This window comes from Amycolatopsis dendrobii (assembly GCF_014145675.1).
Taxonomy (GTDB): Bacteria; Actinomycetota; Actinomycetes; order Mycobacteriales; family Pseudonocardiaceae; genus Amycolatopsis; species Amycolatopsis dendrobii.
The window spans coordinates 247834-264401 of record NZ_JACGZW010000003.1 but is presented as its reverse complement, the minus strand read 5'-3'; the positions used below and the strand labels follow the sequence as shown (position 1 = coordinate 264401).

The 16568-nt window shown below is 70.3% G+C and carries 10 protein-coding genes; all 10 read left to right on the top strand.

Features of this window, described 5'->3' with window-relative positions; translation table 11 throughout:
- Nucleotides 1-112: 112 nt before the first annotated feature.
- The 10 genes from H4281_RS09380 (at nucleotide 113) to H4281_RS09335 (ending at nucleotide 16510) form a co-directional block, all read left to right on the top strand.
- Nucleotides 113-967, top strand: a complete 855-nt coding sequence (locus tag H4281_RS09380) for a PPK2 family polyphosphate kinase (protein ID WP_182890484.1) — start codon at nucleotides 113-115, stop codon at nucleotides 965-967.
- 21 nt (nucleotides 968-988) lie between these two features.
- A complete protein-coding gene (locus H4281_RS09375) occupies nucleotides 989-3091 on the top strand; it encodes a S9 family peptidase (RefSeq protein WP_182890483.1) in 2103 nt (700 codons plus the stop codon).
- 288 nt (nucleotides 3092-3379) lie between these two features.
- Nucleotides 3380-4873, top strand: a complete 1494-nt coding sequence (locus H4281_RS09370; protein WP_182890482.1) for a pyridoxal phosphate-dependent decarboxylase family protein — start codon at nucleotides 3380-3382, stop codon at nucleotides 4871-4873.
- Complete coding sequence (locus tag H4281_RS09365; protein ID WP_182890481.1) at nucleotides 4870-6162, top strand: lysine N(6)-hydroxylase/L-ornithine N(5)-oxygenase family protein; 1293 nt, start codon at nucleotides 4870-4872, stop codon at nucleotides 6160-6162. The genes H4281_RS09370 and H4281_RS09365 overlap by 4 nt, the downstream gene beginning before the upstream one ends.
- On the top strand, nucleotides 6159-7952 hold the full coding sequence (locus H4281_RS09360) for an IucA/IucC family protein (RefSeq protein WP_182890480.1): 1794 nt from the start codon (nucleotides 6159-6161) through the stop codon (nucleotides 7950-7952). Before H4281_RS09365 ends, H4281_RS09360 begins: the two co-directional genes overlap by 4 nt.
- Nucleotides 7949-9253, top strand: a complete 1305-nt coding sequence (locus H4281_RS09355) for a type I glutamate--ammonia ligase (protein ID WP_182890479.1) — start codon at nucleotides 7949-7951, stop codon at nucleotides 9251-9253. Before H4281_RS09360 ends, H4281_RS09355 begins: the two co-directional genes overlap by 4 nt.
- Before the next feature lie 22 nt (nucleotides 9254-9275).
- Nucleotides 9276-10706, top strand: a complete 1431-nt coding sequence (sthA, locus tag H4281_RS09350) for a Si-specific NAD(P)(+) transhydrogenase (protein ID WP_182890478.1) — start codon at nucleotides 9276-9278, stop codon at nucleotides 10704-10706.
- Between the two features lie 75 nt (nucleotides 10707-10781).
- Nucleotides 10782-12716, top strand: coding sequence for an intein-containing Rv2578c family radical SAM protein (locus H4281_RS09345; RefSeq protein ID WP_182890477.1), 1935 nt, complete (start codon nucleotides 10782-10784; stop codon nucleotides 12714-12716).
- 1013 nt (nucleotides 12717-13729) lie between these two features.
- Nucleotides 13730-15526: an aspartate--tRNA ligase gene (gene aspS / locus H4281_RS09340; RefSeq protein ID WP_182890476.1), complete on the top strand. Its 1797-nt coding sequence runs from the start codon at nucleotides 13730-13732 to the stop codon at nucleotides 15524-15526.
- 42 nt (nucleotides 15527-15568) lie between these two features.
- Nucleotides 15569-16510, top strand: a complete 942-nt coding sequence (locus H4281_RS09335) for a DUF389 domain-containing protein (RefSeq protein ID WP_182890475.1) — start codon at nucleotides 15569-15571, stop codon at nucleotides 16508-16510.
- Nucleotides 16511-16568 lie beyond the last annotated feature (58 nt).

Sequence of the window (16568 nt, the reverse complement as noted above, 5' to 3'; positions counted from 1 at the left end):
ATCGAGGGGTCTGCCCGGCGATTCGCTGCGCGGCTCGCTCGACCGGATGACACCCGCCCGCACCGGCGGAGAAGTCCCCGGGATCGGCCGCCGGCCCGGTTATCGTCCCGGGATGGCGAAGAAGCAGCAGAACGGAAACCGGGTCCGCGACGCGCTCCGGGCGGGCGACGAGCTGCCGGACCCGGCTTCGTCGCCCGTGGGGCCGGAAAAGAAGGCGAAAGGCGGCAAGAAGCTCGAGTCCGCCGGGGAACAGCTCGCCGAGTTGCAGGAGGCGCTGTACGCGGAGGGCATCGGCGGCGGCGCCCGCAGCGTGCTGTTGGTGTTGCAAGGCATGGACACCTCCGGCAAGGGCGGCACCGTCGGCCATGTGCTCGGCTTGGTGAACCCGATGGGCGTGCAGTACGCCGGGTTCAAGAAGCCGACGGCCGCCGAACTCAAGCACGACTTCCTGTGGCGCATCCGCAAGAAGCTCCCGTCGCCGGGCCACCTCGGCGTGTTCGACCGCTCGCATTACGAGGACGTGCTCGTGCCGCGCGTGCTCGGCCAGCTTCCCGCGGCCGAGCGACGGAAGCGCTACACGCAGATCAACGCGTTCGAGAAGGAGCTGACCGACAACGGCACTGCCGTGGTGAAGGTGTTTCTGCACATCTCGCCGGAGGAGCAGCTTCGCCGGCTCACCGCGCGGCTGGACCGGCCGGAGAAGCGGTGGAAGTTCGATCCGTCGGACATCGAGGCGCGTCGACAGTGGCCTGCCTACCAGAAGGCGTACGCCGACGTGTTGAAGCGCACGTCGACCGCGCACGCGCCGTGGTACGTGGTGCCCGCCGACCGCAAGTGGTACCGGAACTGGGCCGTCGCCGAACTGCTCGTCGAGACATTGACCGACATGGACCCGCAGTTCCCGGAGCCGGCCTTCGACGTCGAAGAGCAGCGAGCCGCGCTGCAGGGTGTTGGCGTGTCCGGCTGATCATCTGAAAGAGTGCTGGTCGTGACCGATTTCGCACTCGACGATGTTCCGTTCCTCCGCCAGCAGGCCCGCACCCAGCGGTTCACTCTCGGCGCGCCCAAGCAGTTCCGGGTCGCCCCGGACGGATCGCGGGTGCTGTTCCTGCGCAGCGCCACCGGCACCGATCCGCGGCACAGCCTGTGGTCGTTCGACCTCGCGACCGGCGAGGAGACGAAGCTGATCGACGCCGCCGAGCTGGTGTCCGGCGACGAGGACCTGCCGCCGGAGGAGCGGGCGCGCCGCGAGCGGGCCCGGGAGACCGGCGGTGGCGTGGTGGCCTTCGGCGTCGACGACGCGTTCACCGTCGTCACGTTCACGCTGTCGGGCAAGCTGTACACGCTCGACCTCGCGAGCGGCGAGACGCGCATCCTGGTCGACGGCTCCGTGATCGACCCGCGGCCGAACCCGACCGGCACGCACGTCGCGTACGTGCGCGAGCGCCGGCTGCACGTGATCGAACTGGCGACCGGCGAGGACCGCGTGCTCGTCGGCGAGGACGACGAGGACGTCACCTGGGGGCTCGCGGAGTTCATCGCGGGCGAGGAGATGGACCGCACGCGCGGCTACTGGTGGGCGCCGGACGGGCGCAGCGTGATCGCGGAGCGCGCGGACCGCGGCCCGGTGCCGCGCTGGACGATCGGCGACCCGGCGAACCCGCAGCAGCCGGCGAACGTCGTGGCGTACCCGTCGGCGGGCTCGCCGAACGCCGAGGTGTCGCTCGCTGTGCTGAGCCTGGACGGCAGCCGCGTCGACGTGGCACAAGGCGATTGGGAGTACCTGGTCACCGTGCACTGGTCGGCGGGCGGGCAGCCGCTGCTGGCCGTGCAGCCGCGGGACCAGAAGCGGCTGACCGTGCTCGCGCTGGACCCGTCGGACGGTTCGGTCGCCGAGGTGCACACCGAGACCGACGAGCACTGGGTCGAGATCTTCCAGGGCGTGCCCGCGTGGACCGCGGACGGCAAGCTGGTGGTGGAAAGCGCGGCGGACGGCGATCACCGGCTCGTGGTGGACGGCAAGCCGGTCACGCCCCCGGGCATGCACCTGCGGATGGTGCTGCACGTCGGCGACGAAATCCTTTTCACCGCTTCGGAAGACGACCCGACGCAGATCCACCTGTACCGCACCGAAGCCGGCACGGTGCGCCGACTGTCCGCAACGGACGGCGTGCACGTCGGTTCGGGCAGCGCGGCTCTCACGGTGCTTTCCTCGTGGAGCCTTGACCACAGCGGTCCGAAGGTGACCGTGCTGCGGGACGGCACCGAGGTGAGCGAGATCGAATCGTCCACTGTGGACCCGGAGATCGTGCCGAACCTGACCTGGCTCACCCTCGGCGAGCGCCGGCTTCGCGCGGCTTTGGTGCTGCCGCGCGGATACGAGCCCGAGGAGGGCAAGCTGCCCGTCCTTCTCGACCCGTACGGCGGCCCGCACGCGCAGCGCGTTCTCCAGAGCCGCAACGCTTTCCTCACCCCGCAGTGGCTTGCCGACCAGGGCTTCGCCGTGCTGGTCGTCGACGGCCGCGGGTCGCCTGGTCGCGGTCCGGCGTGGGAGAAGGAGATCGCGGGCAAGCTGGCCGACGTCACGCTGGCCGACCAGGTCGACGCCCTGCACGCGGCCGCCGCGGCGTATCCCGAGCTGGACCTCGATCGGGTCGCGATCCGCGGCTGGTCCTACGGCGGCTACCTGTCCGCGCTCGCCGTGCTGCGGCGGCCGGACGTGTTCCACGCGGCGGTCGCGGGAGCGCCGGTCACCGACTGGTCGCTTTACGACACCCACTACACCGAGCGCTACCTCGGCAAGCCGGACGACGAACCGGAAAGCTACGAGCACAACTCGCTCATCGCGAGCGCCGGTTCGCTCGAACGGGCGCTGCTGATCGTGCACGGTCTCGCCGACGACAACGTCTTCCCGGCGCACGCGTTGCGGCTTTCCTCGGCGCTGCTGGCGAAGGGCCGGGCGCACGGTTTCCTGCCGCTCGCGGGCGCGACGCACATGACGCCGCAGGCCGAGGAGGTCGCGGAGAACCTCATGCGCACCCAGGTCGAATGGATCCACCGGGAACTGGCCGCGCTCGGGAAGCCGAGCTGACGTCCAGCCGGAACCGCCTTTGACTCGCGCCAGCGCTCGCGCGACACGCTGCGTTCGGCTTCGGCGGGGGAGAAAGTGACCGAGGAATACGAGATGTTCTCCCTCGCCGAGTTCCGGGCGGCCGATCCGGCTCCGCCGCGCGGACCCTTTCCCTGAACGGCCGGTGCTCCCTCTGCGGAGCACCGGCCGTTTCTTGTGCGGTGCCGCCCCGCTCACGGACTGCCGGTGGGTATCCGTATTGTTGCGCACGGTAAAGTAAGGCAAGCTTTCCCTAAGAAAGGCGGTTCCATGGCGGATGCGCCCTCAGCGCGGGTGATCTCCCCACCCGGCGGCGTGGCTTCGGCGGAGTGGCTGGCAGGCGGCTCTGGCGGTGCGGACCGGCTGGCCCGGTTGCTCCCCGCGGCGCTGCGCGGGATGGCGGCGGGCACGGCCGAACGCGGCGGCCCGGTTCCGGCGGGCGGCCCGGCCGCGGTGGCGGCGGCCCTCGTTCAGTCCGCGGCCGGGCTCCCTCGGCACGGAGTGGGCGCCGAACAAGCCTTGGAAGAGCTTTCCGCCCTGCTCGCCGCCGGATCCGCCGATCCGGCCGACCCGGCGTGCGCCGCGCATCTGCACTGCCCGCCGCTGGCCGTTTCCGTCGCCGCCGACGCCGTCGCCTCCGCGCTGAACCCGTCCATGGACTCCTGGGACCAGGCTCCGGTCGCGAGCGAGATCGAGCGCGAGTTCACGACCGGCATCGCCCGGCTCTGCTATCCGGACGCCGCTCGCCCGGACGCCGTCATCACCTCTGGCGGCACCGAATCCAACCTTCTCGGCCTCCTGCTCGCGCGGGAATCCGCGGTCACGCGACCGGTGTGCGGAGCTAATTCGCACCACAGCGTCGCCCGTGCGGCGTGGCTGCTCGGACTGCCCGCGCCGGTCGTGGTGCCCTGCGTGGACGACCGGATGGTCCCGTCCGCGCTGGCCGAGGCGTTGGCGCCGCTCGGCGCGCAGGCCGTGGTCGTCGCGACCGCCGGGACCACCAACACCGGCCGGATCGACCCGTTGCCGGAGATCGCCGAAATCTGCCGCCGGACCGGAGCGCGGCTGCACGTCGACGCGGCGTACGGCGGTCTCGCGCTCTGCAGCGAAACCCTCCGCTCCCGCGTCGCTGGTCTGGAGCTAGCCGACTCCGTCGCGCTTGACCTGCACAAATTCGGCTGGCAACCGGTAGCCGCCGGCGTCTTCGCCGCGCGCGAGGAGACGGACCTGCAAGCGCTCACCGTCCGCGCCGAGTACCTCAACGCCGACGACGACACTGAAGCCGGACTGCCCGATTTGCTCGGCCGTTCGCTGCGTACGTCGCGGCGTCCCGACGCGTTCCGGATGGCGGTCACGCTGCGCGCGCTCGGCACTTCCGGGATCGGTGCGCTCGTGGAACGCTGCTGTGCCAACGCTTCCGGCGTGCACACGATGGTCGATGACCATCCGGCGCTGCGCTCGTGGGGCGCGCCCGAACTGTCCACAGTGGTCTTCCGTCCGATGACGGCGGACGAGCTGCCGGGAACCGCCGGAGACGACCTGGTCGCGCAGGTGCGTCGCACGCTCCTTGAGGACGGCACCGCGGTGATCGGTCGCGGCGCGCTGCCGACCGGACCGGACGGCGAGGCGCAGCTGTGGCTCAAACTCACCCTCCTGCACCCGCACGCCCAACCCGCCGACTACCGCGCGCTGCTCGACGCGGTGGCCACGGTCGCGGCTGACCTGCGCACGAGCGTCACGCGGGAAAGCCCGGTCGCGTCGTGAGGCGTTACGACGTCGCCGGGGTCGGGATCGGGCCGTTCAACCTGTCGCTGGCCGCGCTGGCGGATCCGCTCGACCAGTTGGAGGTCGTGCTGTTCGATGCGCGCCCCGAGTTCCGCTGGCACCCCGGGCTCCTGCTGGACGGCGCGACGCTGCAGGTGCCGTTCCTCGCCGACCTGGTGACGCTCGTGGACCCGACCAACCGTCATTCGTTCCTCAACTACCTGCGCGAACGCGGCCGGTTGCTGCCGTTCTACTTCGCCGAGCGGTTCCATCTGCCGCGCGCCGAGTACGACGACTACGGCCGCTGGGCAGCGTCCCGGCTGCCGTCGTGCCGGTTCGGACACGAGGTCACCGGTTTGCGCTGGATCGACCGCGAAGACGCGTTCGAGTTGACCGTCGATGGTGCGGAACCGGTACTGGCGGCGGCGGTCGTGCTCGGTGTCGGCACGCAGCCGAGCGTGCCGGAACCGTTGCAGCCCTTGGTTTCCGCACCCGGCGTGCTTGCTCTGCATTCGGCGGACTACCTCACGCATCGGCCGGAGCTGATCGCTGCGGATTCGGTGACGGTGGTCGGCTCAGGGCAGTCGGGCGCCGAGGTGTTTCTCGATCTCGTGCGTTCGAGATCCACTGTGGACGGACTGCGCTGGCTTGCGCGGACACCGGCGTTCGCGCCGATGGAGTACTCGAAGCTGGGCTTGGAGCAGTTAACCCCGGACTACACGGCGTACTTCCACGGCCTGCCCGAGGCGGTCCGGGACAAGCTTCTCCCGATGCAATGGCAGCTGTACCAAGGGATCGACGCGGAGACGATGGCGGAGATCCACGACGAGCTGTACCGCCGGAGCATCGGCGGCGACTGGCCGGGCGCGGTGCTGACGCCGGGCGTCGAGGTGGTGTCCGCGACCGTCGGCGACGGGATCGACCTGGGGCTGCGGCATGTCCAGCAAGGAACGACCGCGACGCACCGGACGGCCGCCGTGGTTGCTGCCACCGGCTACGCGGAAACGCCGACCGGACCTTTGCTGGAGGGGCTCGGCGAAGCGGTCCGCCGCGATGCCAAGGGGCGGCTCGTGATCGGTGCCGGCTATCGCGTCGAACTCGACGTGCCGGGGCCGTTGTTCGTGCAGAACGCGGAACGGCACACGCACGGCCCCGGCGCGCCGGATCTCGGCCTCGGCGCGTGGCGGGCGGCGGAGATTCTCAACGCGGTATGCGGAAAACCGGTGTACGACCTGCCCGGGCGGACGGCGTTCACCACGTTCGGCCTCGACCAGACGGAGGACCTGTGACCCTGACCGACGACGCTGCGTGGCGGGCGGCGGGCTCGCTCGTCACGCACAAGATGCTTGGCGAGTTGTCCTACGAAGCGATGCTGGCGCCGGAGCCTGGCGAACCGACGCGGGCCGGACACCGCAGCTGGCGGCTCGACCTCCACGGCGATGTTTCGTACCGCTTCGAAGCACGCCGAGGTGCGTTCGAGTCGTGGACAGTGTTGCCCGGCAGCGCAATCCGGATCGCCGAAGGCGTGGAAGCTCCGGCAGACGACCCGCGCGCGTTGATCGTCGACGCGCGCGAGGGCCTCGGTCTCACTGGCCTGCGATTGGCAGACGTCCTCGCTGAGTTGACTTCGACGGTCGCCAACGAGGCAACCCGGTTGTGCCGCGCACCGACCGCCGCGGAACTGTCCACGATGGACTACAACCTTGCCGACGGCCACCTCACCGGCCACCCTCGCCTGGTGCTCAACAAAGGCCGTGTCGGGTTCTCCGCCCGCGACCGTGCCCGTTACGCGCCCGAATCCGGTTCCGACATCCGGCTGCGCTGGTACGCCGTGCACCGCGATCTCGCGCAGTTCCGCAGCGTGGCCGGGATCAACGCGGAAACCCTGCTGCGCGAGGAATTGGACGACGAGACCCGCGCAGAGTTCACCGCCCGCACGGCACAGCTCGGCGCTCCCGCCGACTACGTCTGGGTCCCGGTGCACCCTTGGCAGGCCGACGAAATCATCGAGACGCTGTACGCCGCCGAACTGGCGACCGGCCGGATGGCCGAACTGGGGGAGAGCAGCGACGTCTACCGTCCACATCAGACAGTCCGGACGCTGGCCAACCGCTCCCGGCCGGACCGCCGCGATGTGAAAACCGCCGTCTCCGTGCGAAACACGCTCGTCTACCGCGGCCTGAACTCCGCCGCGACGCTCGCTGGGCCGTCGGTCACCGAATGGCTGCGCGGGATCGACGCGGCCGACCTGCTGCTGTCCGAGAAGTACCGCTTCGAGCTGCTCGGCGAGGTCGCGAGCGTTTCGGTCCGGCATCCGCTGTTCGGCTCGCTGGAGGAATTGCCGTACCGGTTCCACGAAACTCTCGGTGCGCTGTGGCGCGAGCCGCTCGTCGCCCGGCTCGCGGAAGGGGAGCAGGCGATCTCGTTCGCGGCGCTGCCGTACCGCGATGCCGCTGGCGAAACCGTGCTGACCAGGCTGATCGCGCAATCCGGCGACGGTGCGGAGGCGTGGCTGTCGCGACTGTTCGACCTGCTGCTCACACCGTTGCTGCACTGGCTGCTCCAGTACGGCGTCGGATTCTGTCCGCACGGCCAGAATCTCGTGCTCGTGGTGGACGCCGACGGCCGCCCGCTGCGCATCGCGATCAAGGATTTCGCGCAGGGCGTCGACCTGCTGGACGAGGAACTGCCCTGTTACGCGGACCTTCCGCCGGACGCCGCCGCCGACATGCTGCGCTGGCCAGCGCATCTGCTCGCGCAATCGCTGTTCAGCTCGGTGTTCTCCGGCCAGCTGCGGTTCTGGGCGGAACTGCTGCTCGACGATCTCGGCCTGGCGCGCGGCGGCTTCTGGGCACTGGTACGCGAGGTCGTCGGCCGCTACCGCGACGAAAACCCCGAGGTGGCCGAGCGATTCGATGCCTGCCGGTTGTTCGCGCCGGACGTCGAGCGAGTCACGCTCAACCGCGAGCATCTCGCCGGGCAAGGCTTCGACAAGGTCGAACGCGACGACGAGTTCGACGTCCGCTGGGGCCGCGTGCCCAACCCGCTGCACGCACCCGACCCGGACGGCGCCTGGTGAGCCCGTTCGATCGTCCGGTCGGGCCGCGGTCGCTGGCTGTGCGCGCCGAAGCGGGTACAGCGGCGGCTGAGGTCCTGCGTCGAGTGCTGGCCGAGGACGGCGCTCGGCTGGTGCTTTTGGTGCCTGATCCGCACGCGCGGTTCGCGGCGGTCGAGCTTGCCGCGCCGTTCGCCGCCGAAGTCGTGGACAGCGGATACGGCATGTGCAGCTACGTCTTCGCCTGGACGCCGGAGCGTGAGCCGCTGCCGGAGATCGGCCCGCTGAAGCCGTATCTCGCCGGGTTCGGAGACCTGCGCCTGCGACTCGACGCGGCGACGGCGTTTCCGCTCGGCGACCGGACGTGGGCAGTAGTGGGGGACGCGGAGTTTCCGTCCGGCGAGCCGGCTGGGCTCGCGCCGCGGACGGTGTTGCGGACGCAGTTGACGCGCCTGGAAGAACACGGCCTGGTCCCGTCGATCGGGATCGAGCACGAAGTGGTTTTCCGCAATTTGGCCGGGGAACCGCTCACCGGGCACGGCGTCGACTACGCCCTCGGCGGCACCGAACGCCTCGCGCCGCTGCTGGCGGATCTGCGGGCCGCCACGGCCGGTCTCGGCGTGGAATCGGCGCGGGCGGAGTGTCATCCGGGGCAGTACGAGGTCGTCCTGCGGCACCGCGACGCGCTCGCGGCCTGCGACGATGCGTTGCTGCTGCAGATGGCGACCCGGCGGGTGGCCGCCCAGCACGGTGCGCAAGCCGACTATCTCGCGGCGCCAGAACCCGGTCAGGGGAATTCATGCCACGTTCACCTGTCACTGTCCGCTTCGGACGGACCCGTCGGGTTTCCGTTCGCGCTGGGCGCTTTTATGGCCGGGGTGCTGCGGGACGCGCGATCGTTGTCCGCGGTGTGGGCTCCGACGTGCAACAGCTACGTCCGGCTGCGCACCGCGCCGTTCTCGCCGCGTGAACTGCGGTGGGGACCGGATGACCGGACGTCGTCGATCCGGCTGTGCGGGACGTCGCGGCTGGAGTTCCGCTTCGCCGGCGCGGACGCCCAGCCGCACCTCGTCGTCGCCGCGCTGCTCGCCGCCGGTACCGCTGGCCTGGCCGAACAGCTGTCGCCGCCTGACGCGGGTGTCCCGAGCGGACAGCTCGCGTCGTCGCCGTGGGAGGCGCTGACGCTGCTGGAGCGGGGGCGGGTCGCGGAATTGCTGGGGGAGGACGTCGCCGCGCAACAGGCCGCGTTGCTGCGCGAGGAACTCGACGCCGCGCTCGGATCGGTGACCGAAGTGCACCGCCGCCGGGGCGCCTTGCGCGCGTGAGGACTTGCGCTGACCGGCGCTGATGCGCAGGCTCGGGGCCGTGAGCGAATACGAGTACGACCTCATCGTCATCGGCTCGGGCCCGGGAGGGCAGAAAGCCGCCATCGCGGCGGCGAAACTGGGGAAGAAGGTCGCCGTCGTCGACCGCCACGACATGGTCGGCGGCGTGTGCGTCAACACGGGCACCATTCCGTCCAAGACGCTGCGCGAAGCCGTGCTGTACCTGACCGGGATGAACCAGCGCGAGCTGTACGGCGCGAGCTACCGGGTGAAACAGGACATCACCATCGCGGACCTGATGGCGCGCACGCAGCACGTCATCGGGCGCGAGGTGCAGGTGGTGCGCGCGCAGCTGCTGCGCAACCACGTCGATCTGATCGGCGGCGTCGGCTCGTTCGCCGACCCGCACACCGTCCTGGTCGACGGCAAACACCGCGGCGACCGGCGCACCATCACCGGCGATTACGTCGTGATCGCGACCGGCACCCGTCCGGCGCGCCCGGACCACGTCGACTTCGACGCCGCGCGCGTGCTCGATTCGGACGAGATCCTGGCGATGGAGACGATCCCGTCCTCGCTGGTCGTGGTCGGCGCGGGAGTGATCGGCATCGAGTACGCGTCGATGTTCGCCGCGCTCGGTTCGCGGGTGACCGTGGTCGAGCAGCGCGACCAGATGCTGGACTTCTGCGATCCGGAGATCGTGGAATCGCTGAAGTTCCAGCTGCGCGACCTCGGCGTCACGTTCCGGTTCGGGGAGAAGGTCGCGAACGTCGCGGTCTCCGCCGACGCCACCGTGACGACCCTGGTCAGCGGCAAGCGGATCCCGGCCGACGCGGTGATGTACTCGGCCGGGCGGCAGGGCATGACCGGCGCGCTGGCGCTGGAAAACGCGGGCCTCAACGCGGACAAGCGCGGCAGGCTGGAGGTCGACGAGCACTACCGGACGTCGGTCGAGCACGTGTACGCGGTCGGCGACGTGATCGGGTTCCCGGCGCTCGCGGCGACGTCGATGGACCAGGGCAGGCTCGCCGCGTACCACGCGTTCGGCGAACCGGCGAACGACATCGGCGCGTTGCAGCCGATCGGGATCTACACGATCCCGGAGATCTCGTACGTCGGCGCGACCGAGGCGCAGCTGACGTCGTCTTCGGTGCCGTACGAGGTCGGCATCGCGCGGTATCGGGAACTCGCGCGCGGCCAGATTTCCGGGGACAGCTATGGGATGTTGAAGCTCCTGGTTTCGACGGCGGACCGGAAGTTGCTGGGAGTGCACGTCTTCGGCACCGGCGCGACCGATCTCGTCCACATCGGCCAGGCGGTGATGGGCTGCGGCGGGACGGTGGATTACCTGGTGGACGCGGTCTTCAACTACCCGACGCTGTCCGAGGCGTACAAGGTCGCGGCCCTCGACGCGACGAACAAGATCCGCGCCTTGGAACGGTTCGCCGGCTGAGCTCCGCCTCGCTCGTTCGAGGGGTGTTCGAACATGTGTTTGACAGTGCTTTAGAACATGTGTTCGACTGTAGGGGTGCGTTGGGAACAGTTGCGAGCGGGGAAGGAGGAGCCGGCACTCCCCGGTCTCGGTGCCTTCGGGGATGTGGTGCGCTCGGTGCGCGCGCCGGAGTTCGGCGGCGTCACCTTCCACGAGGTGCGCGCCCGGTCCGTGCTGAACCGGGTGCCCGAGTCGTCCGCGGTGCCGTTCCGGTGGTCGGTCAACCCCTATCGCGGGTGTTCGCACGCGTGCACGTACTGCCTCGAAGGCGACACGCCGGTGCTGATGGCGGACGGTCGCGCGAAGCCGATCGCCGAGCTGCGCGTGGGCGACCGGATCATGGGCACGCGCGGACACGGCGTCGCGCGCAGGCTCGTGCCCACCGAGGTGCTCGCGCACTGGACCACGGTGCGCCCGGCGTACCGCGTCACGCTGGACGACGGCACCCGGATCGTCGCCGGTCCAGACCATCGGTTCCTCAGCTCGCGCGGCTGGAAGTACGTCACCGGCAGCAAACTCGGCACCGCGCAACGGCCGCACCTGGAGTCCGGCACCGAGCTGGTCGGCGGCGGCCGCTTCACGCGCACGCCGGACGACACACTCGGCTACCGCGCCGGGTACCTGTGCGGAATGCTGCGCTCCGGCGGTTTCGCCGCGGAATCGGACGCCGCCGCACGGGCACTGGCGTACCTGCCGGATTTCGGTTCGTCAGTAGGCTTCATGCGGATCCCGCGAGAACCGGATGCCCACTGGGCACGCGGTTTCCTGGCCGGACTGTTCGACCTCGCGGGCGGCTACCGGCGCGGCACGCTCTCCATCGCGCACGACGAGAACGAAGTGGTGGACATGCTGTTCGCCGCACTGGACCGGTTCTCGTTCGGCTACGACACCGTCGGCCACCGCCAGCACCCCGGCCGCCGACAAGCGAGGCTCACCGGCGGCACCGGCGAGGTACTGCGGTTCCTGCACCTGGTCGACCCGGCCGTCGAATGGAAACGCTCCCTCGACGGCACCGTGATCGGCGGCATCCGGCGCACAGTCACGAGCGTCGCGCCGATGGGCCTGGAGCTGCCGCTGTTCGACATCACGACGGGCACCGGCGATTTCATCGCGGACGGGATGGTGTCGCACAACTGTTTCGCCCGGAACACCCACACATACCTGGATTTCGACGCAGGCCGGGACTTCGACACCCAGGTCGTGGTCAAGGTCAACGCGCCGGAAGTACTGGCCGCACAACTGAAACGACCGAGCTGGCAACGAGAACCGGTCGCCATGGGCACGAACACCGACCCGTATCAACGCGTCGAAGGCCGCTACCGATTGATGCCCGGGATCATTCGCGCCCTGGCCGGCTCCGGCACCCCGTTGTCGATCCTCACCAAGGGCACCATGCTGAGCCGAGACCTGCCCCTGCTGGAGTCAGCGGGCAAGGATGTCCCAGTCCACCTGGCGGTATCACTCGCCCTGCTGGACGGCGACCTGCAACGCCGCCTCGAACCCGGCACCCCGACCCCGCGAGCCCGCCTGGACCTGATCCGCAAAGCCGCTGCCGCGGGTCTGCCGTGCTCCGTGATGGTCGCGCCGGTGCTGCCGTACCTGACAGATTCGCCAGAGGCACTGGACCCGCTCTTCGCTCAACTAGCCGACGCCGGGGCGACCAGGGTGACGGTCCTGCCACTGCACCTCCGGCCGGGCGCACGGGAGTGGTTCGCCGCTTGGCTGAAGCGCGAGTATCCCGCGCTGGCACCGCGCTACCGCCGCCTGTACGCCCGAGGAAGCTACGTCGACCGCGGCTACCGGGAACGACTTGCCACGGTGGTCGGCCCGTTGCTTCGGCGGCACGGTCTGGACCCGCGGGCGCCCAGGGCGCACTCGGAGACCCGGACAGAACCGGACCCGCCGGGGGAGGCGGGCGCCGAGGTGCCGGAACAGCGAGCGGGGGAGGCAGAACAGTTGCGGTTGCTGTGACACGCCCGGGCTCGACGATCGTCGCGGGCCACGCTGAGTCGGCGGCCAGGCGATCTCGGAGTGCCGACCGCGCCGCGCACTAGCCGGAATCCCACGACGCGGACGAACGGGACTCGCACCGCGATCCGGGACGGAGTCTCGCGTGCGGAGCGTGCAGAAGGACTGACCCCTCGCTTCGCGCGGGCGGGCGGACCCGGGGGCCGCCCGCCCGCTGACTGAGGTGGGCGGCTTGCTGTGGTCGTGTGGTGGTGCTGATTGAGGTGAGTGGCCTGCTGTGGTCGTGTGGTGGTGCTGATTGAGGTGGGCGGCCTGCTCCGGTCGTGCCGCGGCACCGAGTGAGGTGAGCGGCACGGTTCGGTCTCGCCTGCGGCACTGACTGCGGTGAACCGCGGGCTCCTCCTGCCGGGGCGAAGATTGCGGCACAGCGCGCGATCCGTGCCTCGCCGGGCGAACTGTGCTTCGCGCGCCAACGACCAGGCGAGCGCGCCTGCCCGTCAACCCCGCACCGAGCCAACTCCACTGTCCCGCGAAGCGTCCCCGCCATACGGGCGCTGGCTCGGGGGAGTTTTGCCTCTGGCGCTGGGCCCTGTCCGCCCGGCTCGCGGTCCGCAGCACCACAGTCCTGCGTCCGCGAACCCGGGCCGTCGCCGCCAAGAGTTCACCGGTCTCGCGGAGTCTCTCCTCTGGCCCGGCGCATGCCCGGAGCGCTGACCGTCCCACCGAACCGGTGCCATCCCCGCCAAGCGGGCATTGACCCCACGGGATCGCACCCTCGCCCGGGCCCCGCTAGCCAGACCCGCACCACTCCAACCCCACCCGCCGACCCAGCTCACCCACCGGCCCGACCGCCCCGAACCCCGCCCCCGTCATCCGCCCCACCGGCCCGACCCAAACCTGCCCGCACCCCCGGACACCGAGTTCGTTAGCCTCTGTATCCGGCGAAATGCGTGTTCGGCTCAACCCCGTACACCCGCCGCACCCGAAATCTCGTGGACCTAGGGAGAGCAGTCGCAGTGCTCCGCACTCATCAAGCCGGCACTCTGCGTGCCGGGCAGGCCGGTCAGACCGTCACCCTCACCGGCTGGGTGGCGCGGCGGCGCGATCACGGCGGAGTCATCTTCATCGATCTCCGGGACGCCAGCGGCGTCGCGCAGGTCGTGTTCCGCGAGGGCGAGATGGCCGAGCGCGCGCACGCGCTGCGGTCGGAGTTCTGCGTGAAGGTCGTCGGCGAGGTGTCGAAGCGGCCCGAGGGCAACGCGAACCCGGACATCGCCACCGGCGAGATCGAGGTGCTGGCCACCGAGCTGGAAGTGCTGTCCGAGGCCGCTCCGCTGCCCTTCCCGATCGACGACCGGGTCGACGTGGGCGAGGAGGTCCGGCTCAAGTACCGCTACCTCGACCTGCGCCGCAGCGGTCCGGCGGCCGCGATCCGGCTGCGCAGCGAGGTCAGCCGCACGGCGCGCGAGGTGCTGCACGCGCAGGACTTCGTCGAGATCGAGACGCCGACGATGACCCGCTCCACCCCGGAAGGCGCCCGCGACTTCCTGGTGCCCGCGCGGCTCAAGCCCGGCTCCTGGTACGCGCTCCCGCAGTCGCCGCAGCTGTTCAAGCAGCTGCTGATGGTCGGCGGCATGGAACGCTACTTCCAGATCGCCCGCTGCTACCGCGACGAGGACTTCCGCGCGGACCGCCAGCCCGAGTTCACGCAGCTCGACATCGAGATGAGCTTCGTCGAGCAGGACGACGTCATCGCGGTCGGCGAAGCGATCGTCAAGGCGCTGTGGAAGCTGATCGGCCACGAGATCGCCACCCCGATCCCGCGGATCACCTACCGCGAGTCGATGGCGAAGTACGGCTCCGACAAGCCGGACCTGCGCTTCGACCTCGAGATCACCGAGCTCACCGACTTCTTCTCGGACACGCCGTTCCGCGTGTTCCAGGCCCCGTACGTCGGCTCGGTCGTCATGGCGGGCGGCGCCTCGCAGCCGCGTCGTCAGCTCGACGCCTGGCAGGAGTGGGCGAAGCAGCGCGGCGCGAAGGGCCTGGCGTACGTCCTGGTCAACGAGGACGGCACGCTCGGCGGCCCGGTCGCCAAGAACCTGTCCGAGACCGAGCGCGCGAACGTCGCGGAAGCCGCGGGCGCGAAGCCCGGCGACTGCATTTTCTTCGCCGCGGGCAAGGTTTCCGCCGCTCAGCCGCTGCTCGGCGCCGCGCGCGACGAGATCGGCCGCAAGCTCGGCCTGATCGACGAGGACGCCTGGTCGTTCGTGTGGGTCGTGGACGCGCCGCTGTTCGCGCCGGTCGAGGACATCGGCGACGACGTCGCGGTCGGCTCCGGCAAGTGGACCGCCGTGCACCACGCGTTCACCTCGCCGACCCCGGAGTGGATCGACAAGTTCGAGCAGGACCCGGGCAACGCGCTCGCCTACGCCTACGACCTCGTCTGCAACGGCAACGAGATCGGCGGCGGCTCGATCCGTATCCACCGCGAGGACGTCCAGAAGCGCGTGTTCGCGCTGATGGGCCTCGGCGAGGAGGAAGCGCAGGAGAAGTTCGGCTTCCTGCTCGAGGCGTTCCAGTTCGGCGCGCCCCCGCACGGCGGGATCGCGTTCGGCTGGGACCGCATCGTGATGCTGCTGGCCAAGGCCGATTCGCTGCGCGACGTGATCGCGTTCCCGAAGACCGGCGGCGGCTACGACCCGCTCACCGCCGCGCCCGCGCCGATCACCGCGCAGCAGCGCAAGGAAGCCGGCATCGACGCGAAACCGGCGGTCCCGCAGAGCAAACCGGCTGCCGCACCGGAGAAGTAGCGGCGTGTCCGTCGAGAACGGCTGGAGGGGCGGGGCGGTCTAGTGCTGCACCTCAGGGCTATCTGCCCGCCGGAGCGCACTGGCGAGACGCTGGAGCTGCTGCGCACCCATCCGGGCGCGGCGCACCTGATCGTGCACCGCGGGGCGTCCGTCTCGCCTGAGGGCGACCTCATCGAGGCGGACATCGCGCGGGAGGCGGCCGACGACATCGTCGACGCGTTGTGCACGCTCGGTCTCGACCGCAGCGGCGGCATCACCATGGAATCGCTGGACACAGCGCTTTCCGATGCCGCCGACGCGGCCGAGGAAGCCGCTCCCGGCGAAGGCGCGGACGCGGTCGTGTGGCAGGAGCTGCTCGGCCGCACCGGCGAGGAATCGCGGTGGAACGCGACGTTCCAGGCATTCCTCGCCATCGCGTGCCTGCTCGCCGCGGTCGGCGTGCTGACCGACTCGTCGGTGACGATCGTCGGCGCGATGGTGGTCGGTCCGGAGTTCGGCCCGCTCGCCGCGATCGCGGTCGGCATGGTGCTGCGCCGCTGGGACCTGGTGCGCCGGGCCGGGGTCGCGCTGGCCGTCGGGTTCCCGGTCTCGATGGCGATCACGCTGCTCGGCGTGCTGCTCGGCAGTTCGGCCGATCTGTTCGATCCGCACGCGATAGTCAATAACCATCAGGTCGATTTCGTGTACCAGGTCGGACCCGCGTCGTTCGTGGTGGCATTGCTCGCCGGGGCGGCCGGAATGCTCGCGATGACGTCGGCGAAATCGGCCGCGCTCGTCGGCGTGTTCATTTCGGTGACGACGGTGCCCGCGGCCGGTTACGCGATGGTCGCGGCCGTCGCCGGACGCTGGGACCGGGCCGGTTTTTCGGTGCTGCAGCTGCTGGTCAACCTCTTCGGAATCGTTCTTGCTGCGGCCATTGTGCTGATAGTTCGCCGACGCAAGCAACGTTCCGCCGCGTTGCTGCGTCCGCTTTCCCGTGGGTGATTCCGGGCGTGTCCCGGCGCCCGGAACGTTGTGGTCATGGTTGCTCAGTCACGAGTAG

Coding starts and splice junctions, on each gene's coding strand:
- sthA (WP_182890478.1), top strand. CDS start 9,276: ATGCGCAGGCTCGGGGCCGTGAGCGAATACGAGTACGACCTCATCGTC.
- H4281_RS09380 (WP_182890484.1), top strand. CDS start 113: ATGGCGAAGAAGCAGCAGAACGGAAACCGGGTCCGCGACGCGCTCCGG.
- H4281_RS09370 (WP_182890482.1), top strand. CDS start 3,380: ATGGCGGATGCGCCCTCAGCGCGGGTGATCTCCCCACCCGGCGGCGTG.